This is a genomic window from Collinsella sp. An268, from assembly GCF_002159765.1.
In the GTDB taxonomy this organism is placed as follows: Bacteria; Actinomycetota; Coriobacteriia; order Coriobacteriales; family Coriobacteriaceae; genus Coprousia.
The window spans coordinates 230650-257392 of the sequence record NZ_NFJH01000002.1 but is presented as its reverse complement, the minus strand read 5'-3'; the positions used below and the strand labels follow the sequence as shown (position 1 = coordinate 257392).

The window sequence follows — 26743 nt, the reverse complement described above, 5'->3', positions numbered from 1 at the left end:
CTGCCTTTGACACCAGGCAAAGACAGCCCATTGAGTCGGACCAATGATTGGACGAAGACGCTACCCGACGAAAGGTCGCGCCGCTCCAATAATACTGCCAGGAGCATACATACCGCGGATAGTAACGCCGATCCCTGGCCAAGAGTCGATAATCTGTCCGTTACCGATGTAAATCGCGACATGGCCGTTGTAATATAACAAATCTCCGCGCTGGACTGCAGACACGCTGACGGGCATAAACGTATTGTTGCGGTACCAATTCATAGAGTTATAGGTTTGCTCTGGAAGCCAGCGATGGTTGTAGGGATTATACCAACCAAGATCCATACCGGTCGCATACAGACACTGCATAACGAGGCCTGAGCAGTCAACAGCTTGCCCGGGAGCTTGAGAATACGGTTCTATGTAACGCGTACCAAGATACTCGTAAGCCCGTTGGATGAATGCATTGATGCAGTCCAGACGCGTTGCATTGTAGGGAATGCGGGAAGGTGTAACGTAGGTAAACTCTCCCGTACAATAGCTTGGAAGCACCACCGTATTGCAGCTTACCTGAGGATACTGCGGCGGATTTTGCCAACCAATGTAAATTGGTTTTTCGAAATACGCATTCGCAGTAGACCCAGGCGCTGCGGCACCTTTACCAGTAACGGTAACCTGAACTGCCTCCACTTGAAGATTGAGCTTTGTGGTCCCCGCGTCGGCACCATTCTTTGTCCAACCTAGCCATCCAAAACTTTCAATATGGACACGGTACCAAATGTCGAAATACTTCGAAGCGTCTCCCGTAAGCGAAATAGAGATGGCCTGAAGGTCCTTTCCGCCACCCTCTATGCCCGCTGTTCCCGACACCACTGCATCTTGCCAGCCGATATCGGTCAAATGTGCACGATAACTAACACCACCAGGAATATCACCAGCATAAGATACGGAAAAAGCCTCTACGGCGCGATTTTGACCCGTTGCTCCGGCAATTCCACCGTTCGAGACGGCAGGTCCCCAGCCCGTACCAGCAGAATAGGCGTTGTACGTAATAGTCGGTTTCGTCAAGAAGGAGGTCCCCGACGCCGGTGCCTCTCCATCCGCCTTGGATACTAGACGAACCTCAATGGCCTCGAGATGGCTGGCAAGCCCCTCTGATCCGGCGGGTTGCCCATTTGACGTCCAGCCAAGCCAACCAATCTCCGCAACATGAGCTCGATACCAGATATCGTAGCCATCAGCAAGCTCTCCGGTCAGACTGATGCGCACAGCCTCAATTGGAAGATTTCTACCCGTTGTACCGGCAACCGCACCATCAGATACTGCGCCCTGCCAACCAATTTCGCTCACATGGGCCTCATAAGACACTGACCCCGAACCCAATCCAGGATACGAGAGGGTAAATGCCTGTAGAGAATGTGCCTGACCGGTCGTGCCAATAATAATGGATGGGGCAGAATCGGAACCTTTTCCGCTTAGCCAACCGACGTCTGAAACATGCGAGCTGTATATATACGAGGGAGACTTAAATGCGCCATCAGTCTGACCTGGTGCACTCTCTCCCTTAGCCTGCAATACAATTTCTACCGCTTGGGCAGGTTTTGCGTAGCCCTGAGTTCCAGCGCGGGCGCCATTCGATGCCCAACCACCCCAGCCATAATCTGCGGAATGCACACGATACCAGACATCGTACTGTTCCGCCGCATCTCCTGTGAGTCGAAACTGCAGAGCTTCAATGGGAAGGTTTCTGCCAGTCGTTCCAGCAGCTCCCACCGACCAATCCTGCCACCCAATATCTTGAACATGAGCGCGAATTTCAATGGAGCCAGAGGTCACGTAACCGCCCAATGAAACCCGAAGTGACTCGAGATTCAGATTGCGTCCAACAGTTCCCGCCGTCGACCCGTCGTAAACCTTGCCCTGCCAACCAACATTCTGAATGTGCGCTTGATAGCCGACGGCATAGCTTCGAAATGCATTCTCCGTCTCCCCTGGAGCGGGAGAGTTTTTTGGCAGAAGCACAACCTGAACTGCCTGCGCTGCCTTGGCGAATCCTTGAGACCCTGCAACAGCGCCGTTACACGCCCAGCCGCCCCAGCCGAAATCAGCCGAATGGACACGATACCATACGTCGTATTGGTCTGAGATTGGCCCCGCCAAAGCAATGCGAAGCGCTTCAATAGGAAGATTGCGTCCAGTCGTTCCGACCACGCTTTCAGCCTGCACGTCTTCCATCCAGCCGATATTGGAAACATGCGCACTGACAACCACGTTGGAACCATCAGAGACATTCAAATGGAAGCGCAATGCCTCAAGATTTAGATTTTGACCTGTTGTGCCGGCATAATTATCCATTTCAGCAGCAGACACTGGCTGCATCCACCCCTTGTTCTGGACATGTGCTTCCACCGTGAGAACCGTGTCGTCCGAAAGAACGTCGTCCCCATCTACGCTCTCGTCTTGACTAGCGTTTACATTCTCTTGAACTGGCGCATCCTGCAGCATAACATCGCCAGGCAACACTTCATCCTCGATATCCGCGCTGATGATGTCATCGCCAGACTGGCCGGCATTTTCATCAGGCTGAACCTGCGCAACCTCCGAGTCCTCGGAAGCATTCACCTGCGCCTCATCAAATGCTGCATCATCTTCCCCGAACGCAGCTGGAGCAGGCAGGACCAGTAGTAACGCCAGAAACAGGGCACAAATCGGTTTCGCAAAACGACGACCAACCATAACGATCCTCCCCACATTTTGCCATTTATTTGAGTATACCGTCACGCCCAGTATCTTCTATGGAAAAGGCGCGATCTAACCTGAAGATCGCGCCTTAAACTGACGAGATTAGTCGTGCATGAGCTCTATTGCGCGTCAATCCTTGCTACCAGATAACAACCTTCGTTCCACGTGGAATGTTGTCATATATCCATTTGGCATTCTCTATTGCAAGGCGCACGCAGCCCTCCGAAACGCCCATTCCCAAACGCCCGTCTTGTACATTAAAAGTTCCCTGATCGTACTTGATGGAGTGGAATAAATAGTCGCCATAAAACTGCGTGTAGTAATAGCAACTATAACCATGGCCAAACACGTAGCCCTTTGCTTGAACAGTGTACTGGCCCTTCACAGTTGGCGTGGTGGGCTTGCCCGGCCCACAAAGCCAATAGTACTGAAGCGTCCAGTGTCCAGAAGAACCCGTATAAATCCCTGTACGACAGGTGATCGTATCAACCGCAATGAGATAGTTCGTTGCACTACCCACATTCATGATTCTGCTCGTCATCGCAGCCTGATCGGGAGGCACGATAGGTTCTTCGGTATACGGCCGATAGGTTGAACCCGGTGCCGGAGCATTCTTAGCAACGAGCTTTACTTGGACTGCCTCAATTCGATAACCGATTTTACTAGTACCAGCAGCCGCTCCGTTCTTAGTCCATCCAAGCCATCCATATTCTTCAACGTGCACGCGATACCAGACATCAAAATAGGTGGCAAGATTCCCGGTCAATTGAATCTGAACTGCCTCGACTCGTTTATTCTGCCCTGTCGTGCCCGCGAGAGATCCATTCACTACTTGGTCCTGCCAACCGATATCCTGCACATGTGCTCTATAGGCAATATGACCGGAAACAGGCGATTCCACTGAAAGCTTTATTCCCTCAACCTTCAGCCCTTGTCCCGTGGTTCCAGATACTGCTCCGTTTCCAACCGCAACCATCCAACCTAAATCCTGTACATGGGTTTCCAAAGAGAGCGTTGGCAATTCGATAAGAGCCGGAGCGGTTGACGAAGGAGCCTCGCCTCCCTTTGTCACCAAATTAACCTCTACCGCTTCAGCCTGCAGATTTAGCCCGGTAGTTCCCGCGGCTTCGCCGTTCTTTGCCCAACCAAGCCACCCATACGTTGCGCAATGTACGCGATAGTAAACATCGTAAGAAGATGCAATGCCGCCCGTTAACTGAATCTTTATCGCCTGAATGGCGCGATTCTGGCCAGTTGTCCCAGCATAGCCAGGAGCTGCCGCGAAGTCCTGCCAGCCAATATCAGTTACGTGAGCACTGACCTCAACCGAGCTATCCTGGTCAACGCCTTCGAGGGCAACGCGCAGGCCTTCAAGCGCAAGGCCTCGACCCGATGTCCCTGCATCAGCTCCGTCAGCAACGGAAGCCTGCCAACCGAGTTCTGATACATGAGCTTGATATGAGACATGTGGACCCGCAGAAGCTTCGGGAGCGACCAAAGCCCCTTCCGTAGAACCAGGCGGCTCCGTACCTTTTTCCAGCAGCGATATCTGCAGGGCAGTTATTCCAACAGACCCACCATCAATCCCAGCAGGCGCACCGTTGCAGGCCCATCCAAGCCAGCCAACTGTTGGAGAATATAGCCTATACCATACATCGTACTTCTCGGAGAGAGACCCTGCCAGCTTCATCTCAATTGCAGTTATCGCCAAACCATCGTTATTAGGATTTACCTGCTGTCCATCAGATACCCATTCCTGCGTCCAGTCGGAGTACGCCAAGCGCGAGCGATAGATGAGCGATCCTTCCGAGATTTGATTATCTATGATCGCGGCAAACGAGCGAAGTGTGTCTTCCCCTTCGGAATTACCAATGGTAATTGTTGCGGATTTGGCAGGACGGGCAGATGTGCCATCGAGATAAATGCCATTTGCAGAAACGACCTCATATCCACCAACATACCCATCGGACGTATCACCAGGCGCAACGCCACCCTTTTCAATCAGCACGATTTCTACCGCTTGGACGTTCAATGCTTTGCCCGTTGTTCCGGCGGGCCCACCATCGGAAACCCAGCCAAGCCAGCCGAAGTCAGTCACGTGAACGCGATACCAGACACTATAAAACTCAGAAACCTCACCGGTCAGTCTCATTTGGATTGCCTCGATGGGGAGATTGCGGCCGGTTGTCCCAGCATTCCCCCTCGTCCAACCCTGCCAGCCAATATCGCGGACGTGGGCGCGAAGCTCGACATCTCCGTCAGGCGACAGACCGCCAAGCGATGCAGTGACGGATTCTAGTCCTAGATTCCTCCCCGTCGTTCCGGCAGTCTGACCATCGACAGCGAATTCCTGCCAGCCGATACCCTGAACATGCGCCTGGTATCGCAGTAGATAAGACCGGAACGGAGACTCAGTGCTGCCGGGAGCAGCTGAGCCTTTGGGCAACAGCTCAATTTGCACTGCCTGGGCTGCCTTCGCATAACCTTGCGATCCGGCACTCTCGCCGTTCTTGGCCCAACCGTTCCAACCAAAATCGGCGGAATGGACACGATACCAGACATCATATTGCGACATCAGATCTTCCGTGAGAGTGATTCGCAACGCCTCAATGGGTAAGTTTCGTCCAACGGTTCCTGCAACATCTCCAGGCGCCACTGCGTCCATCCAGCCAATGTTTGTAACATGTGTCTGGACTATGAGCCCCGATCCAGCGGACACACCCTCAAGGGTTACGCGCAACCCCTCAAGATTGAGATTTCTCCCAATCGTACCAGCAACGTCGCCTGAACCGACGACTTCTTGCCACCCAAGATTTTGAACGTGAGCCTCGACAGAAAGTTTTACACAATCTTCTTGATCCGATACAGCATCTTCACTCGCAGTCGAGGAGTTTTGAGCAGCCGATGCGTCCGTCTCGGCGCCATCCCCGGCATTATCGGATGTTTGCGGCCTGTTGGCGGCTTCGGCCCCATCATCAATTACTGAAACTTCACCGTCAACCCCTTGTCCATTCGCAACGTCATCGCCATACGATTTATCCTCAGCTATAACCATCTCTGTTGAGCTGTTTTCGACATCAGACGATTCCGCTGCCCTTACCGAAACAACAGGAGATAGCGAAAGCGCAACAATCAATGCGCTTACACCAATTACGCCAAAGTGCCTCCTTACAGCGAGCATGCATCCCCCTATCCCCGGGTACAACTCCACTCATCATTGTAGAGCCACGAAGATGAACGTATGGCCACCATTCTATAGACGGCTCTATTTCAGCCGCGCTTGAAACATTCTGTAGACGTAACGGCTATCAGGGCTCCCGCATATAAAACACAATACTGGTCCCTCGCCTAAATAACGATTCAAGCTATGCATAAGCACTTATTGTGGAGCCTGGAGCCGGAGCACCTTTCCCTGTACAGGCAATTTGTATCGCCTGCACAACTCTAGAGGGATGAGAGGATCCTGCGCTAGCTCCATTGCTTGCCCAGCCCGTCCAGCCACTTCCTTTGAGATAAACTCGATACCATATATCATAGTATCGCGCACCGTCGCCTTCGATACGAAGAGCGATTGCCTGAAGCGAACCATCTTGTCCGATAGAACCAGCAACACCACCGTCGGTAACGTAATCGAGCCATCCTACCCCGCTGACTTTTGCGCGGTAGCTCACTGACCCGACAACCAAACCGCTATAGCGGACCTGAAAAGCCTGCAAATAACCTGAATCCATGCTACCTGCGATAGCACCGTTGTCATACTGAATACCCCACGATGCCCGTTCGTTACAAACGCTATAGGAAATAGCCGGCTTCTCAATAAAAGCGTTGACCTGACTCCCGGGGGCCTCGCTGCCCTTAGGAAGAATCGCGATTTCAACCGCTTCAAGGGGACACGCTAGCCCTTGTGTGCCAGAACTACCCCCATTTTTACGCCAGCCTATCCAGCCAATATTGGCAACGTGCGATCGATACCAAACATCATATTGATCAGCAATTTCCCCCACGAGGCGAATCTTAACAGCTTCAAGCGGTAGGTTCTTCCCTGTCGTCCCTGCAATCTGACCGTCAGACACCTCGTCCTGCCAACCAGTATTCGCTACGTAGGCGGAGTATGCAATAGATTCCCCCGTCCCCCCAACTCCAGGAATCGCGAGTTGAAAAGCTTGGAGTGCTAGCGCCCGACCGGTAACGCCCAAGATTACATCCGGATTGGCATCAAAGCTGTCATTGCTTCTCCATCCGATTTCTGCACTGTGAGAGGCGTATCGAAGTGAGGTGTACATAAAAGCGGGGTTTTCCGCACCAGGGGCATCTGACCCTTTAGCTTGTAAACGAATCTCTATAGCTTGCACTGGCCGTGCAAAACCCTGACTTCCTGCAGGATCGCCATTTGAGGCCCAGCCAAGCCAACCGAATTCAGCGGAATGAACCCTATACCAAATGTCCCATCGTGAAGATGCCTCGCCCTCGAGATTTAAGCAAATCGCCTCAACCGGGAGCCCGCATCCTGTCGTCCCACACATACTGGTTGACCAATCTTGCCATCCGATATCCTGAACATGAGCACGAGCTGCAATCGCTCCGAGCCCTGCAGCATCCGCAAGTGATACATCTAGAGCCTCAAGCGACAGATTGCGCCCCGTTGTCCCAGCCACATAACCGTCCCTTACATAGCCTTGCCAGCCAACATCCTGTACATGAGCCCGATATCTCAGTAACGGAGTCATGAAAGCGGAACTCGTGTTCCCAAGAGGAGAGGGGGCCTGCGAACCTTTGGGCAACAGCATGACCTCAATCGCCTGGGCAGCACGGGCCCAGCCTTGGCTGCCAGCGCTTTCTCCGTTCTTCGCCCATCCCAGCCAGCCAACATCAGCAGAATGAATACAGTACCAGAGGTCATATTGCTCCGAAGCTAAACCCGTAAGACGAATTTGCACCGCCTCTATGGCGTATGCTCGTCCTGTAGTTCCAGCAAGTTCGCCGGATCCGACCCAATCCATCCAGCCCAGATTCTCAACATGAGCGCGGATCTCGATGCTCGAATCGCCGTACTGGCTGTCCAGAAGAATAATACGCAGCGCCTCCAAATCGAGATCACGCCCCGTTGTACCTGCAACCTCGCCACCGCCAACCGAAGGCATCCAACCAAGATTCGAAACATGCGCCTCAACAGACAGCAAGCTGGAACCATCAACTGGCAGTGTTGCACCGTCAGACGTTGCAGTATCTACCGAATCACTGGCTAACGGCACGTTGGATGGAAAGCCCCCTGTGTCCCCAGCGACTACTTCATTTCCGATGGGCTCGGAAACCACGCCGGTCGCCGCGTCATCTGCGTGATTGCCATCTGGATGCGCATCCGATAACAATACCGACGATTCTATGGATTGAAGAGGGTCGCCTGCGCTATAACCATCAGCCCTTTCAACTTCTGGCACCTCGAAGCTTTCTCCCGCAATCGTACTCGCACCTACACCACTGTCGGACCAGATGAATTGGCCCTCATCCGCCCAAGCCGCGGTGAATGGCGACAATATGGCCGCTAAGGCAGCCGCTGCAACAGAATGAGCTACAATAGACTTAAGGTGTTTTCTCATGGCGCCTCCCATCATTTCCTACAAGCCTAGTGGCTCAATCTAGTGCCTTATCAAGGAAATCGGGCAACGTGGACAACGAGGCGGCGTGAGGTTGATTCGAATGTAGTGGAAATAGAAGACGAGACATTCCGTTTCGACTTCATATGGGGTTAAAAGTCGAATCTATCCGCACAGTATAGCGACCTCTCGATTGAGACAAATAGTCCGATGACAAGCGGGTTTGCAATCGATGCGGTCGACGGTGACACGCTCATAGAGTGCGCAGCAAAGTATCGGACCGAAAGGATATGCGAAGACGTCGCAGCAAACGTGCCACTTCCGAATTGTTGGAAACACCCGTGCGTATGGTCCTCTCTCCTATCTTCGTAGCGCCATATCAACTGTAATGACGCAAGCAAACCAACTGTGGTCGCTTGGAAGGCATTCGGAACCGAGGTATCACGCTCTTCCATCCATACAATCGCCCCCGCTATTCAAGACCTCGCGTTTCTGTGTAGTCTTTTGCAATGCGATCGAGCTCTTCGATGCCGTCGGAAATCGTTTCCCACACGATGGCGCGATCCACATGCGAATAATCGTGAGCCAATCTGTTTCGCATGCCGCGCACCGAACCCCAAATCGACAGGTCATCTCATTGGGCATCGCGATCATATACCAGCGCCCCATCTCTCTCAATCTCGCTCTTGAGTCCCTCGTCGCGAGACGACCACACCTCACCGCGCATGAGGTCAACACGCTGCCGTAACGCACTGATAAGCTCATCGATGAGCTTGAGGTGGTTGACGCGGGTCTGCATCAGATCCTCATCGAAACGTGCGTAGAAATCATAGTCGCTCGAGGCCCGCTGCGTTCCGCGGGCACGAGAACCGAACAGGTACAGCTCGCGAACATACGGATGATCCAGACATACCCTGCGGATGCAATCCAGCTCATCAGCAGAAAGCACCTATTCAGCGTCTCGCATGCGGGCTTCTGTCATTTGCGGACTCGCCATAGGGCCTCCTATCTCTCAGATGAGTATAACCACAAGGCGATGGCCCGCTTTTCCACGGCGAATCCTGCTCAACCCACTTAACAAGTAGGAAGACTTCTCGGCGTTATGCCGAACTACTCGAATCGCCCTTTCATGCAGACAGACGGGCGCGAAGGTTGTCGGCCCATTCGACGAGCGCCGTGTTTATCACGGCCTTCCGGGCGATGCCCCGTCGGCGAGCCTCAGCGTCATACGCCTCGATGAGCCAGCTGGGAAGCGTGAGGCTGATCTGACGGGTCTCATTTGGATCGGGCTTTTCCCTCTCCGCTGCGCTCTCATCAAAGTAATCAAGAACATCCTCACCAGCGTCAAAACGCTCGATCAGTGTGTCAGATGTTGTTTCTGTCATAAAGTGCCATCTCCTTAATCGTGGAGCGACGCGCTGAAATGATGCGACGCGACTCCCCCTTCGACCCCATATGACGGTTCAATACTCCCCGGCAATTACCCCAATTGATAGTTTTCGGTTCTCGCCCTTTCTCCTCGAAGGCATGGTTAGCACCCAGTTAAGCCAAATATCTATTACATACATAAACGAGACCCCGTGCTTAGCCTCGTTTTCACGGCTTTTTCTCCAATCCCATTCGTAATCCATCATATCATCCTCACTACGAGTACATCTCTGATAGATATTGTTTTGATGTTGTATTTATATCTTCAGTAATGAATACACCTCCTCACCAGCGTTCGTAAACTTACAGAGCATAGTAACGAGGGGGTCTCACCAACCTCTGACCGGTATACACGCAGACCCAAGCTCTGTCTGACATCAATCAAGACATGTCTAACCGCGCTGTTCTCAGGCCCGTACCGCCGATAGGCCGGTGCCTTTCGGCGCAACTTACTTGGCATATGCTGCGCAAAATGAGCACGTATCGTCAGTTCGAAGTGTCAGAACCGCGAGCAGGCGCGCGACACATATAAAGAACGAGCGGGCCCCATGGGGACCCGCTCGCAAGCGTTGTTGCACCATCGACGCAATGGTATATGAATGCGGCTTAGTTGTCGGAAGCGTCCTTGTCAGCGCTGCCGGAGAAGCGCTTGGCCGCCAGGAGCGATGCGCCGCCGAGCATCGCCGTGCCCGCCGCAACCATGGCCATCAAGCCGGCAGCGTCACCGGTCTTGGGGAGGCGCTTGGCGTCGGCGTTCGCCTTGGTCGACGCGTTAGCGTTGGTCGACGCATTCGCACTAGTCGACGTGCTCGTCTTGCCGCCATTATCGGACGGCTGCTCCGTCTTGGGTGCGTTATCCGTCTTCGAAGCGTTGTCTTCGCCGTTGCCCGTGGTCGTGTTATTCGCGGTGCCGTCATCTAACCCGGTGCCGCTCGTCGCATCGTTGGAAGACGAGCCGTCGGTCTGCGCACCGCCATCGGGCGACGTCGTATTGCCGGCCGCGTTATTGGAAGCGGGCGGCGCCGGCTGGATGGGGGCGGGCGTCACGTCCGTCACGCCGTCATCGCTGTCGGCGGCGTCATCCGAATCGTTATCCACGGCGCCGTCTGCAGCCGAATCGTCGGCAGAGCCGGTGCCATCGGAGGCGTCGCCTGAGGCATCACCCGGGGTGTCGTCAGACCCTTCGCCGCCTGCGGGCGCCGAGGAATCGCTGGATGCGTCGCCGTCGGCAGAGCCGCCCTCGTCATGCGAGCCGTCGCCCTGGTCGCCGGCCGGCACGTCGGTCGAGCCGTCACCCGGGGTCTCGACGCCGCCTGTGCCCTGGTTATCGCCCGCACCGCCACCGTCAACGTCGCCCGCGGGCTCATCGGTACCAGGCTGCGAGGCCTGCGCCTCGTCCTCGGCGATATAGGCGAGGCAGGTCGCGCGCTCCTTCTCGTAGCGGTTGATCCAGCTCTGATGGTACTGCGTGTTGGGGTTGTTCGCTGCAAGCGTCGACGGCAGCGAATCCACAAGGGCGTTTACAAACGCTCGGTCGCTCATGTCGTTCGACAGGTTCGCAGCCCGCAGGTAGGTCTTGACCCCGCCCGTGCCAAACAGGTTCGACATACTCCAGACAAGGCCCTTCACGCAGTCGGCACGGCCGGAGATGTCGATCCCGAGAGCGCTTCTCAGCCAGTTCTCGGTCGGCATGTAGTAGTTGCTGATGGCATAGCTGTCCTGCAGGGCGGCGAAAGTCGCCGGGTCCGCCGCATAGGCCGCATGCCAGGCGTCCTCCGCCAGCTGGCCGATCTCGGTCAGGCGGCCCGTCGCCGTGTCGAAGATCACCGTGCTCGCGTTCGAGAGCTCGGCGCCGCGGTCGATGAGCGGCTTGAACATCGCGAACGTCACCGGGTCGTAGTTGTAGCAGTAGCGCATGAGCGCCACGAGCGAATAGCGACGGTCGAACTGGTAGTAGCCCATCGCATGGTAGCCGTCCCAGCGCGAGAAGCCCTGGTCGTAGTTCTGGCCGCTCTCGTAGAGCGTGAAATACTTCATCTCGTCGGTGGCGCCCGTCACGCCGGTGCGCGCCACACGTGCGGTGGCGAGGGTGTTCGCCAGCGGGGCAGCCTCGTAGAAGTCGGCCTTATCGTAATCGGTGGGAACCGACACGCCCGCGCTCTCGGGCGCGAAGTCATCCGTCGTGCCGTCGCCTTCCGTAGCCGCCGGCGCCGCGTCTACGGCGGCGGGCACCGCCTCCTCGGCGTGCGCGGTCACGGGGGCGGCGACGCTGCCCAGGGCGAGCGCGCCGACCAGTCCGGCGAGCACAGCATAGTGCGGGATACGCATGAATCCTCCTCGTCTCCGGCCCTCTTGGGGCAGGTGCGGTTCGGGTACGGGTGCGCGAGGCGCGCAGAGGTTCCAACGAGTATCCGGGGGCCGCCAATTTTGGTCAAGCGAATCCCCGAGGTCTTCAGATAAGTCAATTAAGGTTGAAGTTAAGCTTGAATGCCCACGACGGGCCCCGTCTACGCGACTGAACGCAGCGGAGCGGCTGTTACGGCGCCGCAGTTCAGCACGTATCTTGAGCGTCAGCGTCGGGATGTTTGACGCGGGCGAGCATACGACGCCTACGCAACACCCGTGAGGTCGACGTCGAGCTTGATCTCCGGCACGCGGGCGAGGTCGGCGAGCGTCACGCCGTCGACGTAGCGCTCGATCACGTCGTCCAGCCCTTGCCAGAACTTGACCGTCGAGCACAGGCCCGCGCGGTAGCAGGCGCCGTCGATTCCCTCGCACGCCACGGGCGCCGTCGTGCCCTCGGCAACCCGCAGGATGTCGCCGGCGCGGATCTCGTCCGCGGGACGCGCGAGCACGTACCCTCCGCCCTTGCCGCGCACGCTCTTCAAATACCCCGCCTGCATGAGCGGGCGCACGAGCTGCTCCAAGTATTTAAGGGAGATGTCCTCCCCCGCCGCGACCTCGCGCAGGGCCACCTTGTGGCCGTCCTCGCGCCCGAAGGCCGCGATGTAGATCATGAGGCGGAGCGCATAGCGCCCTTTGGACGAGATAAGCATGCGCGCCCCTTTCGATTCGCAGGCACCGGACAACGCGGCGGAGCGCCGCACCGGTATATTCTAGTGAATTAGTCGGATTATACCTTGACGGGGCACGGGTTCACCGTATTCTTATTCCGAGAGAATTGATAGGGTTTAGCGGTCGCCCGACTTGAGGTGCGCGACCCGCGCCCGGGCGAGAGCCGCCCCTGCGCGGGTCGCGCCCCGCGCCCGCCGCCGAGACCCGTTTGCGAGAAAGGCCCACCATGCCCACCACGCCCCTGCTTTCCGTCACCGGCCTTGCCGCCGCCGTCGACGAGAAGGAGATCCTCCACCACGTCGACCTCTCCGTCGCCGCCGGCGAGACCCATGTTCTCATGGGCCCCAACGGCGCCGGCAAATCCACCCTCGGCCACGTCATCATGGGCGACCCCGTCTACACGCAGACGGCGGGCACCATCATGTTCGACGGCGAGGACGTAACCGACCTTTCGCCCGACAAGCGCTCGCGCGCCGGGCTCTTCCTCTCGTTCCAGGCGCCCGTCGAGATCCCCGGCGTGCCGCTGTCGAGCTTTTTGCGCGCCACCCTCGCCGCGCGCCCCGACCGCGCCCTCAAGGGCAAGGAGTTCCGCCGCCGCGTGAAGGAGCTCTGCGCCGAGCTCGACATGGACCCCGCCTACCTCAACCGCGAGCTCGGGGTGGGCTTCTCGGGAGGCGAGAAGAAGAAGGTCGAGATGCTCCAGCTGCTGCTGCTCCAGCCCAAGCTCGCCATCCTCGACGAGACCGACTCCGGCCTCGACGTCGACGCGCTCAGCGTGGTCTCGCGCGGCATGGAGCTCTACCGCCAGACGTGCGAGGGCTCGCTCATCATCATCACCCATAACACGCGCATCCTGGAGCACCTCGATGTCGACCGCGTCCACGTGATGGTCGACGGGCGCGTGGTGCGTGAGGACACGGCCGACCTCATCGGTTGGATCGACGAGAACGGCTTCGAGTCGTTCGAGCGGGCAGCCGAGGGTGCCGAGCCCGGTGACGCCGCTGCGGCTGCGACCGCAGGGCTCACCGCCGAAGACCTCTCGCCCGTCATCGAGCGCTAAGGAGCACCCATGCCAAAACAGCGCACCGAGGTCGCGGACATCGACCGCAGCCTCTACGACTTCAAGGACTCCGAGGAGGGCTTCGAGCGCCTCGCAGAGGGCCTCACGCCCGACATCGTGCGCGAGATCTCCGCGCGCAAGGACGAGCCCGCCTGGATGCTCGACTTCCGCCTCAAGTCCCTCGAGACCTACCTGAGCTTCCCCGACCCCACGTGGGGCCCCGCCATCGACGGGCTCGACATGGACCACATCGCCACGTACGTGAAGCCCAACACCGACCAGTCCGCCACCTGGGAGGACGTGCCCGACGACATCAAGAACACCTTTGAGCGCCTGGGCATCCCCGAGGCCGAGCGGAGCTACCTCGCCGGCGTGGGCGCGCAGTACGACTCCGAGCTCGTCTACCACAACATGCAGGACACCGCCGCCAAGATGGGCATCGTCTACTCGGGCATCGAGGAGGCGCTCCACGAGCCCACATGGGAGGCGCTCATCCGCGAGAAGTTCATGACGCTCATCCCGCCAACGGACCACAAGTTCGCCGCGCTGCACGGTGCGGTGTGGAGCGGCGGCTCGTTTGTGTACGTGCCCGCCGGCGTGAAGCTCGACTTCCCCCTGCAGAGCTACTTCCGCCTGAACGCGCGCGGCGCCGGGCAGTTCGAGCACACGCTCATCATCGTGGAGGACGACGCCGACCTGCACTTCATCGAGGGCTGCTCCGCGCCCAAGTACAACGTCGCCAACCTGCACGCGGGCGCCGTGGAGCTCTTTGTGGGCAAGCGCGCGCACCTGCGTTACTCGACCATCGAGAACTGGTCGAAGAACATGTACAACCTGAACACCAAACGCGCACGCGTCGAGGAGGACGGCGAGATCGAATGGATCTCCGGCTCGTTTGGCAGCCACGTGGGCTACCTCTACCCCATGAGCGTGCTTACGGGCGCCCGCAGCCGCTCGAGCTTCACGGGCATCACGTTTGCCGGCGCGGGCCAGAACCTCGACACCGGAACCAAGGTGGTCATGGCGGCGCCTGATACGCGCGCGACCGTGGAGACCAAGGGCATTTCCAAGGGCGGAGGCATCCAGACGTTCCGCTCGTCCATCGTGGTGACGCCCGCCGCCGAGGGCGCGCAGGCCACGGTCTCGTGCCAGTCGCTCATGCTCGACGACCAGAGCCGCTCCGACACCATCCCCGCGATGGACGTGCGCGCCAAAAACGTCGACATCGGCCACGAGGCGACCATCGGGCGCATCGGCGACGACAAGGTCTTCTATCTCATGAGCCGCGGCATCTCCGAGGAGGAGGCGCGAGCCATGATCGTGAACGGCTTTGCGAACCCCGTCGCCAAGGAGCTGCCGCTCGAGTACGCCGTCGAGATGAACAACCTCATCAAGCTCGAGATGGAAGGGGCGATCGGCTGATGCGCGCCAAACCCGCCGCCCTGCCGGCTCCCGCCGCCTCTTACGAAAGGAGCGCACGCTGATGGACGCTCTCACCATACGCCACGCAAGCGCGATGCCCGCCCCAACCTGGAGCTGGCTCAAGATGAACGACACCACCATCGAGATTCCCGCCGACCTCGAGCGCGCGGGCGCAGCCGATATCGACGCCCCGCAGGCGCTCTTCGACCACGCGCGCGCCTTTGAGGTCGCCGTGGCCGAGCTGCAGGACCGCCTCGGCGCCGGCGCCGAGGCGGACGGTCGCGCCTGCGTGCGCGCCGCCGCGCTGGGAGGCACCCGTACGGACGCATCGGGCGACCTCGGCGACCTCGACATCCCGGCGCTCTCCCGCTATCAGGAGCGCGCCTGCCGCGAGGAGGTCGAAGGCGACGTGGCCGCCGCCTTCGAGACCGGCGTGGGCCGCGATGCGCGCGCCTACCTCAACTTCCTCGCCGGCGAGACCGTGCTTCTGGGCACCGAGGCGGGCGAGAGCGGGCGCGCCCAGGTGAGCGTCCCCGCCGAGGCGGGCCGCGCCTCGGCCGCGAGCCTCGACGTGGTCGCCGCGCCCGACTCCACCCTCGCCCTCGACGTCGTCCTCGACGGCACGGACGACTTCGGCGCCGAGGACGCGCCGGCGCTCATCGGCTCGGCGCTGCGCGTCTTTGCCGGGGCCCGCGCCCGGGTGACGGTCACCGTGTACGTGACGGCGCTGCCCGGCACCGTCGTCATCGACGACGAGGGCTACGTGCTCGACGAGGGCGCCCGCGTGACCGTGCGCCACGTGGTGCTCGGGGGCGGCGCCACCTACACCGGCATGGCCTGCGACCTGAGGTGCGACACCGCGCGCGTCGACATCGATACGAGCTACCTCGCCGCCGGCGCCGAGCGGCGCGACTTCGCCTACACCGTCCGCCACCGCGGGCGCAAGACCATCTCCAACATCCTCGCCAACGGCGTCCTCGCCGGCACCTCGAAGAAGGTCCTCCGCGGGACCATCGACCTCGTGCACGGCTGCAAGGGCTCCGAGGGAACCGAGCGCGAGACCGTGCTTCTCGCCAGCGAGGGCGTGGACAACAAGACCGTCCCCACCATCCTCTGCGACGAGGACGACGTGGCGGGCAACCACGGCGCCACCATCGGGCACGTCCGCCCCGACCAGCTCTTCTACCTCACGTGCCGTGGCATCTCGCCCGCCGAGGCCGAGGCGCTGTTCCTGCGCGCCAAGCTCGAGGACGCCGCGCTCACCGCACCCACCGACGACGCGCGCGCCGCCGTCTGCCGTCTGGCGGGGCGCATGGTCGACCATTTTGAGGAGGAGCTCGTATGATCGATACCGAGCACGTAACCTGCGACACCTGCACCGCGCCGGGCGCGCCCGTGCTCGACGCGTCCGACGAGGCGTCCCGCGCCTGGCCGGCGACCGACATCGCCGCCAACCCCTACAAGGCTGACTTTCCGCTGCTCGCCGGCCGTCCGGACCTCGCGTTTCTCGACAGTGCCGCCACGGCGCAGCGCCCCGCGTGCGCGCTCGACGCCCAGCGCCGCTTCTACGAGACCATGAACGCCAACCCCCTGCGCGGCCTCTACGAGCTCTCGGTCGAGGCGACCGAGGCCATCGCCCGGGTCCGCGACCGCGTCGCCGCGCTCATCGGGGCCGTGGACGAGGGCGGGCGGCCCCGCGCGCACGAGATCGTCTTCACCCGCAACACGAGCGAGTCGCTCAACCTCGTGGCGAAGGCGTTCGCGCCCACGGTGCTCCGTCCGGGCGACGAGGTCGCCATCACCATCATGGAGCACCACTCCAACCTCATCCCCTGGCAGCAGGCGTGCCGCGCCGCCGGCGCCACCCTCGTCTACCTCTACCCCACCAAGACGGGCGAGCTCACGGACGAGGAGATCGCCGCGAAGATCGGCCCGCGCACCAGGATTGTCGCCGCCACGCAGGTGTCGAACGTCTTCGGCTGCCGCGTCCCCATCGAGAAGCTCGCCCGGGCGGTGCACGCCCACGGCGGCTACATGGTCGTCGACGCGGCGCAGTCCGTCCCCCACATGCCCGTCGATGTGCGCGAGCTCGGGGCGGACTTCCTCGCGTTCTCCGCCCACAAGGCGCTCGGGCCCATGGGCGTCGGCGTGCTCTGGGGCAAATCTGAGCTCCTCGACCGCTCCGAGCCCTTCCTCACCGGCGGCGAGATGATCGACTCCGTGACGGAGCAGGACGCCCGCTGGGCCCCCGTGCCCGAGAAGTTCGAGGCGGGCACGCAGGACGCCGCCGGCATCTACGCCACGGGCGTCGCCCTCAGCTACCTGACCGAGCTGGTGGGCTACGAGAACGTCCTCACGCGCGAGAAGGCGCTCGTCCACTACGCCATGAGCCGCATGGTCGAGCTGCCGTACGTGGACATCCTCGGCTCCATCTACTGGGACCGCCACCACGGCGTCATCAGCTTCAACGTCCGGGGCATCCACCCGCACGACGTGGCGAGCATCCTCGACATGCAGGGCGTCTGCATCCGTGCCGGCCACCACTGCGCGCAGCCGCTGCTCGCGTGGCTCGGCTGCGAGAACCTCGCCTGCTGCCGCGCCAGCCTCGCTTTCTACAACGACCAGTCCGACGTGGACCGCCTCGTCGACGGCCTCGGCGCCGTCTGGAAGACCTTCCACGCCTAAGGGGCACCCCCGAGTCATCTGAATGAGTCATTTGGGGACGGGGTCAAAATGCCCCACTTGGGCACGGGGCGGGGATGCCCCGTGCCCATCTGCCCCCCATGCGTCAAAACGACCCCGTCCCCAAATACGCCACATACGCCGAAGGAGCACCGCCATGGCCAACATCTACAGCTCGACCACCTTCATGGAGCACAGCACCCATCCGGACTACAAGTATGAGATGGACGCCCCCACCCACTCGCACGACGGCATCAACCCCAGCTGCGGCGACGAGCTCACGCTCCAGCTGCGCGTGGAGGACGGCGTCATCGAGGAGGCGAGCTTCACCGGCCACGGCTGCGCCATCAGCCAAGCGTCCGCCGACATCATGGCCGAGCTCGTCACCGGCGAGACCGTCGAGGAGGCGCGCCGCCTCTCGGGCCTCTTCCTCAAGATGATCCGCGGCGAGGAGCTCACCGCAGACGAGATGGACGACCTCGACGAGGCGGGGCAGCTGAAGGACATCTCCCATATGCCCGCCCGCGTGAAGTGCGCCGAGCTCGCCTGGCGCACGCTCGACGGCATCCTCTCCTAAGGGCGCGTCGCGGCACCGCCGATTCTGGGTACACTGGCGAGAACACCCTTGGCGACAGGAAGCAACCGTGACCAAACGACCCGACCGAGACAACCTGCATCCCGCTAAGGATCGCGCCGCCAAGAGCGGCTCCGCGCGGGCTCCTAGGGCCGGCGCGCCCAAGCTCTACGTCGGCGACGCGTGGTCGACGCGCGACCGCAGCGCGGACCGATCCTCCTTGAAGCAGGTGCGCTTCACCTTCGTCATCCTCGGCATCGTCGCCGTTGCCTACGTCGTCTACCTCGTCGTGAGCGGCCAGGCCGACGACTTTGTACGCGCCCTTGTCGGGGTCGACCTCGCCTGGATCGCCGCCGGCGTCGTCTGCTTCCTCTTCTACTACGTCTTCGGCGTCCTCGCCTTCGCGGTGCTCGCCGCCCTCGACCACGACTCACCCGTGGGCTACCGGGACCTCATGAGCGTCGAGGCCTCCGGCGTCTTCTTCATGCGCCTCACCCCCGGCGGCGCCGGCGTCATCCCCTCGCAGATCTACCGCCTGACGCGCGCTGGGCTCTCCCCCGCCGAGGCGACGGCGCTGCAGTCCATGCGCTTCACGCTCTACGAGGCGGGCGAGGGCATCTTCGCCGCCATCATGCTCGTGCTCTGCGGCGGGTACTTCCTCGAGACCTTCGCCGACGTGCGCATCCTGGGGCTCGATGTCACCCTCATCGGCATCTTCATGTTCGCGGTCAAGTTCGTGCAGGTGTCGGTCGCGATCCTCATCTGCCTGCTCCCGCGCCCCATCATGGCGATCGCCCACGCGGCGCTGCGCGCGGGGCGCGCCCTCCACCTCGTGAGCGAGGAGCGCTGCGAGCGCTTCCGCGGTCTCGTCAGCACGCAGGTGGACACGTTCGCCCGCGCCTTCCGCAACGGCGCCGCGCACCCGCGCGTCCTCATCGCCGCCGAGCTCATCACCTTGGTGCAGCTCGGCTGCATGTACGCGCTCCCCTACTTCGTTCTCAGGGCCTTCGGCCTCGAGGCGGACCTCGTCATCTGCCTCGCATCGGGCTCCATGGTCGAACTCCTGGTCAACGCCATCCCGCTCCCCGGCGGCGCCGGCGGTGCCGAGGTGGGCTTCAGCTACCTCTTCGGCGGCATGTTCGGCTGGCACCTCTCCGCCGGCCTCGTCATCTGGCGCGGCATCGAGTACCTGCTGCCCGTCCTCATCGCCGCGCCCTGCATGGGCATGCGCTCGGCATCCGGCGAGAGCATCTACCGCCGCGCGGTGCGCTGGCGCGCCAACTTCGGGCGCATCCTCAGGCGCGACCGGTCGGGCCTCGAGCGCCCGCAGGGCATCGCCTACAAGCCGAAGCGGGCGCGAGAAGAGGACGAATCCTCGGAATAGCCCTCATCGAGCGGCGCCTCATGAGCCGGGCGGCGCACACCGCCCGCGATAGCCTATACCAGCCGCGCGTAATCCTGACGTTCATGGAAGATGTTGGTGATATATACGCGGTTATCCACATGCCTGTGCAGCACGATGTAGCCAGCTACGTTCGCCTTTCGGTATCCGTTGCGAGCAAGCTTTTCATCGCGCGCCAGCGGGTAGAATTCTGGATAGGCAGCGAGGCGCGCAATCACTTCGTCGAGTTCGTCGATGAACGCTGAGGCACGTTGCGTCGCGCGCGCGTCCTCCGTAAGGAACAGAATAATCGCGTCACGCTGATGGCGCGCCGTATCGGAGAGCAGGACCTCACAGGCCATAGCGTCTCCTCAGCGCAGCGTTGGAAGAGGCTGCATCGGTCACCCTGCCCGCAGCGATATCGTCCTCAGCGCGCTCAACTTCCTCATAGAGCCGCATCCGAACTCCCTCCAAGCGGAGCGCCTCGTACACCTCGAGAGACATGGAGACAAATTCCTCCTGCCCGTTCTTGGTAACGAAAACCGGAGCCACAGCGCTCTGAACGGTTTTAGTGAACTCCGCCGTGTTTTTCAGTTCCTTCATCGGTACGCAAACCGGCATATCGTCCTCCCGCGCATCGGCAAACCATAGAATCGATATGGTTATGATACCATGATTGTGGTATCGCTATTCCGCACTTTGGGTGCCCCGGCGTTTCGCAGCTGAGGGCATCCCAGCGCAAGGCGGTCGGCCGCCCCCTGTTGCGGCCTTTGAAAAATGACCGGTCTACAAGCAGAACGGCGGGCGATTCGCGCTACAATAAGGGTGCATGTCAGGTTCGGCTGGCCATTTCGCCATGGCTCGTCGCTGAGAAACCGAAAGAGAGGAGAGGCATGCAGTACACAGCAGAAGTGGAGAACATGTGCCCTGTCGCCAAGGGCGCATACCACGGCCCCGCGCCCATCCCCGAGGAGGGCAAGTGGGTTCAGGCCAAGGAGATTTCCGACATCTCCGGCCTCACGCACGGTGTGGGCTGGTGCGCCCCCCAGCAGGGTGCCTGCAAGCTCACGCTCAACGTTAAGGACGGCATCATCGAGGAGTGCCTCGTCGAGACCCTCGGCTGCTCGGGTATGACCCACTCCGCGGCCATGGCCTCCGAGATCCTTCCCGGCAAGACCATCCTCGAGGCGCTCAACACCGACCTCGTCTGCGACGCCATCAACGTCGCCATGCGTGAGATCTTCCTGCAGATCGTCTACGGCCGCAGCCAGACCGCGTTCTCCGAGGGCGGCCTGCCCGTCGGCTCCTCCCTCGACGACCTCGGCAAGGGCCTGCGCTCGCAGATCGGCACCATGTTCGGCACCAAGCTCAAGGGCGCCCGTTACCTCGAGCTCGCCCAGGGCTACGTCACCCGCATGGCGCTCAACGACAAGAACGAGATCATCGCGTTCGAGTTCCTGAACCTCGGCAAGTTCACCGACGCCCTCAAGAAGGGCGCCACCCCCGAGGACGCCATCGCCGGCGCCATGGGCCACTATGGTCAGTGGGAGGCCGCTGCCAAGTACATCGACCCGCGCACCGACGAGGAGACCCACACCGTCGAGTCCGTGTTCCCGGTTCACGAGTAGAAAGGGAGGGAAAGAATAATGGCTGTAAGCTTCGAAGGTTACGAGCGCCGTATCGACAAGATCAACGCGTGCCTCGCTGAGAACGGCATCTCCTCCCTCGAGGAGGCCGAGCAGATCTGCCTCGACAAGGGCGTCAACCCCCGCGAGATCGTCGCCGACGTCCAGTCCATCGCCTTTGAGAACGCCAAGTGGGCCTACACCCTCGGCTGCGCTCTCGCCATCAAGCGCGGTGCCAAGACCGCCTCTGAGGCCGCCGCTATCATCGGCGAGGGCCTCCAGGCCTTCTGCGTGCCCGGCTCCGTTGCCGAGGACCGCAAGGTCGGTCTCGGCCACGGCAACCTGGGCGCCATGCTCCTCGGTGACGACACCGAGTGCTTCGCCTTCCTCGCCGGCCACGAGTCCTTCGCTGCCGCCGAGGGCGCCATCGGCATCGCGATGAACGCCAACAAGGCGCGCAAGAAGCCGCTCCGCGTCATCCTGAACGGTCTGGGCAAGGACGCCGCCCAGATCATCGCCCGCATCAACGGCTTCACCTACGTGAAGACCCAGTTCGACTACTTCACGGGCGAGCTCAAGGTCGTCGAGACCATCCCCTACTCCGACGGTCCGCGCGCCGAGGTCAACTGCTACGGCGCCGACGACGTCCGCGAGGGCGTTGCCATCATGTGGCACGAGAACGTCGACATCTCGATCACCGGTAACTCCACCAACCCCACGCGCTTCCAGCACCCCGTGGCGGGCACCTACAAGAAGGAGCGCCTGGCCGAGGGCAAGAAGTACTTCTCCGTGGCCTCCGGTGGCGGCACCGGCCGTACCCTGCATCCGGACAACATGGCTGCCGGCCCCGCCTCCTACGGCATGACCGACACCATGGGCCGCATGCACTCCGACGCCCAGTTCGCCGGCTCATCCTCGGTGCCTGCGCACGTCGACATGATGGGCCTCATCGGCATGGGCAACAACCCCATGGTCGGTGCGACCGTCGCTTGCGCCGTTGCCATCAACGCTGCGCTCAACGCGTAAGCACGCGTCTTTGGAGTTCGGGCACCCTGCCGTCTTGAGCCTGCCTTGAGGCGCCCGGGCGATCTCGAAACACCGCGCCGCCGCACGGGAAACCGCGCGGCGGCGTTTTTGTTGCGCTACCCTTTTGCCCGAGCCCCTTGCGCGCTCCGTCACTTCGACCCGCGCCCCAAACCCGGCCCCGCGCACCCCGTCCCCGTTGAAAGGACCCGCATGGCACCCGTCGCGACCCTCGAGACCTACGACGTCCTCGTCATCGGCTCCGGCATCGCCGGGGTCACCGCCGCGCTCGAGGCCGCCCGGGCGGGCGCCCGCGTCTGCCTCGCCTGCCAAGGCCCCCTCTTCAGCGGGTCCAGCTTCTACCCGGGCACCTGGGGCCTCGGCCTCGTGGGCCCCCGAGATGCGGACGATGAGGCGGACCTCGCCGGGACCATCGAAGCGGTCGGTCAGGGCGTGGCGGACCCGGCGCTCGTCGCCACCCTCGTCGCGGGCATACGGCCGGCCATAGCATGGCTCGAGGAGCTCGGCGTCACCCTCAAGCGGCCCAGCAGCGCCCAGAGCGCCGCCGAGGCTGCCTTCATCCCGTGCTTCGACCATACGACGCGCCTGTGGCGCGGCATCACGCGCGAGAGCATGACCGACGTCTGCCGGCGCGAGATCGCGCGCCGCGGGATCGACGTGCACGACGGCTGGGAGCTCATCGACCTCCTCACCGAGGACGCCGGGGGAGCTTCGGAGGCTGCAGACGCGTTGCCGCGCCTGCGCGTCGAGCCCGCCTGCGCGGTGCGACCCCGCGGCACGGGCCTGCAGTCCGACGGGCCCGGCGCTGGCGCCCGCCGGGCTGCACCGCGCGTAAGAGGAGGCATCTTCCACGACCGGGAGGCCCATCGCCTCGTCGCCCTCCCCTCCCGCGCCACCGTCATCGCCACGGGCGGCACGAGCGGGCTCTTCGCCCGGCGCCTCACCGCCGCCGATGTGACGGGCTCTGCGGGAGGCATCGCGCTTCTCCACGGCTGCGCCCTCACCAACATCGAATTCATGCAGATGATGCCCGGCCTCATCGCCCCCAAGCGCGGCCTCGTCTTCAATGAGAAGTCGTTCCGTTTCGCAAGGACCGACCCCGCCCTGCCCGCCGAGACCCTCGCCGAGCGCAGCGCCTACGGCCCCTTTACCGCGCGGCTGGCATCGCGCGCGGTCGATCTCGCCATCGCGTGCGAGGGCGCTCGGGGCATGCGCGTGCGCTACCGGTTCCCCCGGGAGGGCGTCCCCGAGTTCGTGCGGACGTTTTGCGCCTGGCTCGCCGACGAGCAGGGCATCCCGCCCACCGAGGAGCTCCGCATCGCCCTGTACGCGCACGCCTCCAACGGCGGCATCCGCATCGACACCGACGGGCGCACCGGCACGCCCGGGCTTTTCGCCGCCGGCGAGGCCACGGGCGGCATGCACGGGGCGGACCGCATCGGCGGGCTCTCGAGCGCGAACGGGCTCGTGTTCGGACGCCGCGCGGGCCGCGCCGCCGCAGCCGAGGCGCAGGCCCTGACAGGCGTTGGCCGCGACAGTGCGGATATGGCGAGCGAGACCGTACATCGGCTCGCGCGCGTACGTCTGAGCGCCTCTGAGAGCGCCGCTATGACGACCGAGCTTCGCGAGGCCATGCAGACCCACGCCATGCTTCCCCGCACCGCAGAAGGGCTCTCAGAGGGGCTCGCCACCATGGCGCGCCTCGCCGAGCGCGCGAGCGGGCGCGCGCAATCCGGGGCGCCCGCAGACGCCGTGGACAACTGCCTCGCCGGCGGAGCAGCAGATGACATCTGCCGTGGGGCGCGCCTGCGGGCGCAGCTGCTTCTCGCCCGCGCGATGCTCACCGCGATGTACGAGCGTCCCGAGAGCCGCGGCGCCCATTATCGCGCCGACGCGCCCGCACCCGGCCCGCGGTACGCCCGCGCCTGCATCGTCCGACTGCATACGCCTTAGGGCGCCCCGGGCGACGCCGGCCCGCTCCCAGCGGGAACCTTCGCCTGCAACTTCGGATGGATATGAATAAAGCCCCATACGGGGCTCTGAAATTAAGTGGTGGACCGGCAGGGGTTCGAACCCTGGACCTTGGGATTAAGAGTCCCCTGCTCTACCAGCTGAGCTACCGGTCCGTATGTCTGGAAACTGATGGGGTGGGTACAGGGACTCGAACCCTGGACCTACGGGACCACAACCCGTCGCTCTAGCCAACTGGGCTACACCCACCATGTCTCCGTGCGCAGTGCGCTTAGCTATTATGGCAAGGAATCCCCGCCGGCGCAACCCCCAATTTCGAAAAATTTTGAAAAGGGGTGTTTGACAGCATTTGCCCAGCTAGCGGGCGTCTCCATCCCCTGCATCGGCATGATGGGCGCGCCACGTGCGCACCAGATGGCTCACCAGGTACGACAGAGCGACGCCCGTCGCAGCGCCGCAGCAGTCGAGCAAGACATCGGTCACCTGACCGGAACGGCCCGGCACGAAGAGCTGGATCGTCTCGTCGATGGAGGGCACGAGCACGAGCAGCAGGGCGCAGCTGGCAAGCCTCCCGCGCGTGGGGCGCCGCTCCGCATCGAGCGCGTGGCTGGCGCAGAAGCCGAGGGCGAGGTACTCGCAGAAGTGCGCCGTCTTGCGAACAACGAAGTTGGTAACCCATCCCACCGGAAGGCCCAGCGAGGCCAGGGCATCGCGCACCGCATCGAGCACCGACAGGCTGAGCCCGTTGCTCCCCGATGCGGGCACGAGCGAGTTACCCCATATGAGGCAGATGATGATGACGGTGAGGGCGAGCCACCGCTTCGATAGCGAGCGCACGGTCGCTTAGGCCTCCGCCCGCATACGGGGCAGCGAAGCCGTGCCGCCCTGGATGACGCTCAGATACTCGCGGCTCGTGCGGCGCACGCTCTTAGAGGGCACGTGCTCGAACTCCTCCTCGATGAGCGCGTTGACATGGCTGTGGCGCTCGGTGGCGCGGGCGCCCTCGTCGACGGCGGCGGCGCGCTCGGGGCTCGGGGGGACGGCCGTGGGCTGGGTGAGGGAGGCCGGGCGCATGTGCTTGCCGCGGTACGCGGGCTCGGGCTCCGCCTCGAGCTCGTCGAGAATCGCGAGGGCGGCCGCCCACATATCCTCATGGCCGGAGTAGTCGCGCATGGCGACGGGCTCGGAGGGCACATCCCCGGCAACCGGCGCCGACGTCGCCGCGGAGACGGCGGGTGCCGCCTGCTGGGGCGCGGCGATGACCGAGAGCGGCTCGCGCGAGGCGCTCACGCCGGCAGAGGCCGCCACGAGCGACTCACCCTCGTACGTATCGAGCGAGGCGAGCGCCGCCAGGCGGGCGGCATCGGTATCGCCATCGAACCCGGTGTCGACCACCTGCGCGCCCTCCTCCTCAGACGCCGCGAGCGACGCGGTGGTGGCGGCGGTATCGGGAGAGACGCCGACGGTCGCCGTCGTCTCGGACGAGGCGGTTGCGGGAGCCGTCGAGGCGGCTGCCGTGGCAGTAGCGGCAGCACCGGCCGCCGCGCCCGCATGCGTCGCGCCCGCATGCGTCGCACCCTGGCGGAGCTCCTCGAGCGCGATCTGGTAGATGTCCTTCGAGTAGCGCGGGTCGCAGCTGATGGGCGAGGAGTCGTCGAGCAGCGAGTCGATCTCCGCCCACGCCTCGGCCTCGCTCGGCGCGCCCTGGGCGCGCGCGATGACGGGAACGCCCTTGGGGGCTCGCCGGCCGCCGAAGAACCGCTCGGAGGCGGCGTCTGCACCCTCATCCCGCAGGAACGAGGGCGCCTCCTCGAAGGAGGCCTGAGATGCGGCGCGGCCCTCGGCCTCGATGCGCGCGGCGCGTCCGAGCGCGATATGGGTCGCGAGCGCCGTGACGCCCGTCCCCGCGAGCGCGCCCGCCGCGACCGGCAGCGCGCACGACGCGACGAGGGCGTGCACCTCCTCGAACGGCAGCGTCGCCGCATACGCGAGGGCGGGAACCGCCACGCTCGCACCGCAGGCAAGACCGGCGGCGATCGCTCGCGGGCGTCCATATTGAGAAGCCATGGCAACTCCTTCAATCCCCGTCCCGCCGCCTTGGCGCATGCGAGACGAACCCTATGAGGCATCGCGCAAGAAACGGGTGATGAAGGGCGGGCGCAG

At 62.4% G+C, this 26743-nt stretch carries 21 protein-coding genes and 2 tRNA genes; 9 read left to right on the top strand and 14 right to left on the bottom strand.

Annotated features, from left to right (window positions below):
• Window positions 1-60 precede the first annotated feature (60 nt).
• The 8 genes from B5F70_RS03050 to B5F70_RS03010 all read right to left on the bottom strand — a co-directional run bounded on the left by B5F70_RS03050 (window position 61) and on the right by B5F70_RS03010 (window position 12802).
• Window positions 61-2718, bottom strand: a complete 2658-nt coding sequence (locus B5F70_RS03050; RefSeq protein ID WP_087204087.1) for an NlpC/P60 family protein — start codon at window positions 2716-2718, stop codon at window positions 61-63.
• Between the two features lie 145 nt (window positions 2719-2863).
• Entirely contained in the window at window positions 2864-5905 is a 3042-nt protein-coding gene (locus tag B5F70_RS03045) for a L,D-transpeptidase family protein (RefSeq protein WP_087204086.1), read from the bottom strand.
• Window positions 5906-6089: 184 nt separating this feature from the next.
• A complete protein-coding gene (locus B5F70_RS03040) occupies window positions 6090-8321 on the bottom strand; it encodes a hypothetical protein (protein WP_158094917.1) in 2232 nt (743 codons plus the stop codon).
• A 631-nt stretch (window positions 8322-8952) separates the two neighbouring features.
• Window positions 8953-9267 (bottom strand): nucleotidyltransferase domain-containing protein, encoded by a 315-nt coding sequence (locus B5F70_RS03030; protein ID WP_087204083.1) that lies wholly within the window; start codon window positions 9265-9267, stop codon window positions 8953-8955.
• A gap of 178 nt (window positions 9268-9445) precedes the next feature.
• Window positions 9446-9703, bottom strand: a complete 258-nt coding sequence (locus B5F70_RS03025; protein ID WP_087204082.1) for a hypothetical protein — start codon at window positions 9701-9703, stop codon at window positions 9446-9448.
• Window positions 9704-9781: 78 nt separating this feature from the next.
• Window positions 9782-9952 carry a BrnT family toxin gene (locus tag B5F70_RS03020; protein ID WP_087204081.1) on the bottom strand — a complete coding sequence of 57 codons (171 nt, stop codon included), beginning with the start codon at window positions 9950-9952 and terminating at the stop codon, window positions 9782-9784.
• A gap of 400 nt (window positions 9953-10352) precedes the next feature.
• Window positions 10353-12074, bottom strand: a complete 1722-nt coding sequence (locus B5F70_RS03015) for an LPXTG cell wall anchor domain-containing protein (RefSeq protein ID WP_087204080.1) — start codon at window positions 12072-12074, stop codon at window positions 10353-10355.
• A gap of 281 nt (window positions 12075-12355) precedes the next feature.
• On the bottom strand, window positions 12356-12802 hold the full coding sequence (locus tag B5F70_RS03010) for an Rrf2 family transcriptional regulator (RefSeq protein ID WP_087204079.1): 447 nt from the start codon (window positions 12800-12802) through the stop codon (window positions 12356-12358).
• A 245-nt stretch (window positions 12803-13047) separates the two neighbouring features.
• On the opposite strand from B5F70_RS03010, the gene sufC reads away from it, so the two are divergent.
• From sufC to B5F70_RS02980, 6 genes are all read left to right on the top strand, one after another.
• On the top strand, window positions 13048-13881 hold the full coding sequence (gene sufC / locus B5F70_RS03005; protein ID WP_087204078.1) for a Fe-S cluster assembly ATPase SufC: 834 nt from the start codon (window positions 13048-13050) through the stop codon (window positions 13879-13881).
• A gap of 9 nt (window positions 13882-13890) precedes the next feature.
• Window positions 13891-15303, top strand: a complete 1413-nt coding sequence (gene sufB / locus B5F70_RS03000) for a Fe-S cluster assembly protein SufB (protein WP_087204077.1) — start codon at window positions 13891-13893, stop codon at window positions 15301-15303.
• A gap of 61 nt (window positions 15304-15364) precedes the next feature.
• Window positions 15365-16648, top strand: coding sequence for a SufD family Fe-S cluster assembly protein (locus tag B5F70_RS02995; RefSeq protein WP_087204076.1), 1284 nt, complete (start codon window positions 15365-15367; stop codon window positions 16646-16648).
• Window positions 16645-17988, top strand: coding sequence for a SufS family cysteine desulfurase (locus B5F70_RS02990; protein WP_087204075.1), 1344 nt, complete (start codon window positions 16645-16647; stop codon window positions 17986-17988). Before B5F70_RS02995 ends, B5F70_RS02990 begins: the two co-directional genes overlap by 4 nt.
• Before the next feature lie 154 nt (window positions 17989-18142).
• Window positions 18143-18562: a Fe-S cluster assembly sulfur transfer protein SufU gene (gene sufU / locus B5F70_RS02985; RefSeq protein ID WP_087204074.1), complete on the top strand. Its 420-nt coding sequence runs from the start codon at window positions 18143-18145 to the stop codon at window positions 18560-18562.
• A 67-nt stretch (window positions 18563-18629) separates the two neighbouring features.
• Window positions 18630-19943, top strand: a complete 1314-nt coding sequence (locus tag B5F70_RS02980; RefSeq protein WP_241145883.1) for a YbhN family protein — start codon at window positions 18630-18632, stop codon at window positions 19941-19943.
• Window positions 19944-19996: 53 nt separating this feature from the next.
• On the opposite strand, the gene B5F70_RS02975 is transcribed toward B5F70_RS02980, so the two are convergent.
• A complete protein-coding gene (locus tag B5F70_RS02975) occupies window positions 19997-20302 on the bottom strand; it encodes a type II toxin-antitoxin system RelE/ParE family toxin (RefSeq protein WP_087204073.1) in 306 nt (101 codons plus the stop codon).
• Entirely contained in the window at window positions 20292-20561 is a 270-nt protein-coding gene (locus tag B5F70_RS02970) for a hypothetical protein (protein ID WP_087204072.1), read from the bottom strand. The genes B5F70_RS02975 and B5F70_RS02970 overlap by 11 nt, the downstream gene beginning before the upstream one ends.
• A gap of 272 nt (window positions 20562-20833) precedes the next feature.
• On the opposite strand from B5F70_RS02970, the gene B5F70_RS02965 reads away from it, so the two are divergent.
• From B5F70_RS02965 to B5F70_RS02955, 3 genes are all read left to right on the top strand, one after another.
• Window positions 20834-21568, top strand: coding sequence for a hypothetical protein (locus tag B5F70_RS02965; protein ID WP_087204071.1), 735 nt, complete (start codon window positions 20834-20836; stop codon window positions 21566-21568).
• A gap of 18 nt (window positions 21569-21586) precedes the next feature.
• Window positions 21587-22591, top strand: a complete 1005-nt coding sequence (locus B5F70_RS02960; RefSeq protein WP_087204070.1) for a GGGtGRT protein — start codon at window positions 21587-21589, stop codon at window positions 22589-22591.
• 210 nt (window positions 22592-22801) lie between these two features.
• The gene (locus tag B5F70_RS02955; protein WP_087204069.1) at window positions 22802-24562 is read left to right on the top strand and encodes an FAD-dependent oxidoreductase; all 1761 of its coding nucleotides are present in this window, start codon (window positions 22802-22804) and stop codon (window positions 24560-24562) included.
• 97 nt (window positions 24563-24659) lie between these two features.
• On the opposite strand, the gene B5F70_RS02950 is transcribed toward B5F70_RS02955, so the two are convergent.
• From B5F70_RS02950 to B5F70_RS02935, 4 genes are all read right to left on the bottom strand, one after another.
• Window positions 24660-24735: transfer RNA gene (locus tag B5F70_RS02950), tRNA-Lys, on the bottom strand.
• A gap of 17 nt (window positions 24736-24752) precedes the next feature.
• Window positions 24753-24829 (bottom strand) — tRNA-His (locus B5F70_RS02945).
• A 108-nt stretch (window positions 24830-24937) separates the two neighbouring features.
• Window positions 24938-25417 carry a VanZ family protein gene (locus tag B5F70_RS02940; RefSeq protein ID WP_087204068.1) on the bottom strand — a complete coding sequence of 160 codons (480 nt, stop codon included), beginning with the start codon at window positions 25415-25417 and terminating at the stop codon, window positions 24938-24940.
• 6 nt (window positions 25418-25423) lie between these two features.
• On the bottom strand, window positions 25424-26647 hold the full coding sequence (locus B5F70_RS02935; protein ID WP_087204067.1) for a hypothetical protein: 1224 nt from the start codon (window positions 26645-26647) through the stop codon (window positions 25424-25426).
• Window positions 26648-26743: the final 96 nt, after the last annotated feature.

What these genes read in the sequence shown, in the direction of transcription:
- B5F70_RS03050 (WP_087204087.1), bottom strand. Translation starts at nt 2,718, where the DNA reads ATGGTTGGTCGTCGTTTTGCGAAACCGATTTGTGCCCTGTTTCTGGCG.
- B5F70_RS03045 (WP_087204086.1), bottom strand. Translation starts at nt 5,905, where the DNA reads ATGCTCGCTGTAAGGAGGCACTTTGGCGTAATTGGTGTAAGCGCATTG.
- B5F70_RS03040 (WP_158094917.1), bottom strand. Translation starts at nt 8,321, where the DNA reads ATGAGAAAACACCTTAAGTCTATTGTAGCTCATTCTGTTGCAGCGGCT.
- B5F70_RS03025 (WP_087204082.1), bottom strand. Translation starts at nt 9,703, where the DNA reads ATGACAGAAACAACATCTGACACACTGATCGAGCGTTTTGACGCTGGT.
- B5F70_RS03020 (WP_087204081.1), bottom strand. Translation starts at nt 9,952, where the DNA reads ATGATGGATTACGAATGGGATTGGAGAAAAAGCCGTGAAAACGAGGCT.
- B5F70_RS03015 (WP_087204080.1), bottom strand. Translation starts at nt 12,074, where the DNA reads ATGCGTATCCCGCACTATGCTGTGCTCGCCGGACTGGTCGGCGCGCTC.
- B5F70_RS03010 (WP_087204079.1), bottom strand. Translation starts at nt 12,802, where the DNA reads ATGCTTATCTCGTCCAAAGGGCGCTATGCGCTCCGCCTCATGATCTAC.
- sufC (WP_087204078.1), top strand. Translation starts at nt 13,048, where the DNA reads ATGCCCACCACGCCCCTGCTTTCCGTCACCGGCCTTGCCGCCGCCGTC.
- sufB (WP_087204077.1), top strand. Translation starts at nt 13,891, where the DNA reads ATGCCAAAACAGCGCACCGAGGTCGCGGACATCGACCGCAGCCTCTAC.
- B5F70_RS02995 (WP_087204076.1), top strand. Translation starts at nt 15,365, where the DNA reads ATGGACGCTCTCACCATACGCCACGCAAGCGCGATGCCCGCCCCAACC.
- B5F70_RS02990 (WP_087204075.1), top strand. Translation starts at nt 16,645, where the DNA reads ATGATCGATACCGAGCACGTAACCTGCGACACCTGCACCGCGCCGGGC.
- sufU (WP_087204074.1), top strand. Translation starts at nt 18,143, where the DNA reads ATGGCCAACATCTACAGCTCGACCACCTTCATGGAGCACAGCACCCAT.
- B5F70_RS02975 (WP_087204073.1), bottom strand. Translation starts at nt 20,302, where the DNA reads ATGGCCTGTGAGGTCCTGCTCTCCGATACGGCGCGCCATCAGCGTGAC.
- B5F70_RS02970 (WP_087204072.1), bottom strand. Translation starts at nt 20,561, where the DNA reads ATGCCGGTTTGCGTACCGATGAAGGAACTGAAAAACACGGCGGAGTTC.
- B5F70_RS02965 (WP_087204071.1), top strand. Translation starts at nt 20,834, where the DNA reads ATGCAGTACACAGCAGAAGTGGAGAACATGTGCCCTGTCGCCAAGGGC.
- B5F70_RS02960 (WP_087204070.1), top strand. Translation starts at nt 21,587, where the DNA reads ATGGCTGTAAGCTTCGAAGGTTACGAGCGCCGTATCGACAAGATCAAC.
- B5F70_RS02955 (WP_087204069.1), top strand. Translation starts at nt 22,802, where the DNA reads ATGGCACCCGTCGCGACCCTCGAGACCTACGACGTCCTCGTCATCGGC.
- B5F70_RS02935 (WP_087204067.1), bottom strand. Translation starts at nt 26,647, where the DNA reads ATGGCTTCTCAATATGGACGCCCGCGAGCGATCGCCGCCGGTCTTGCC.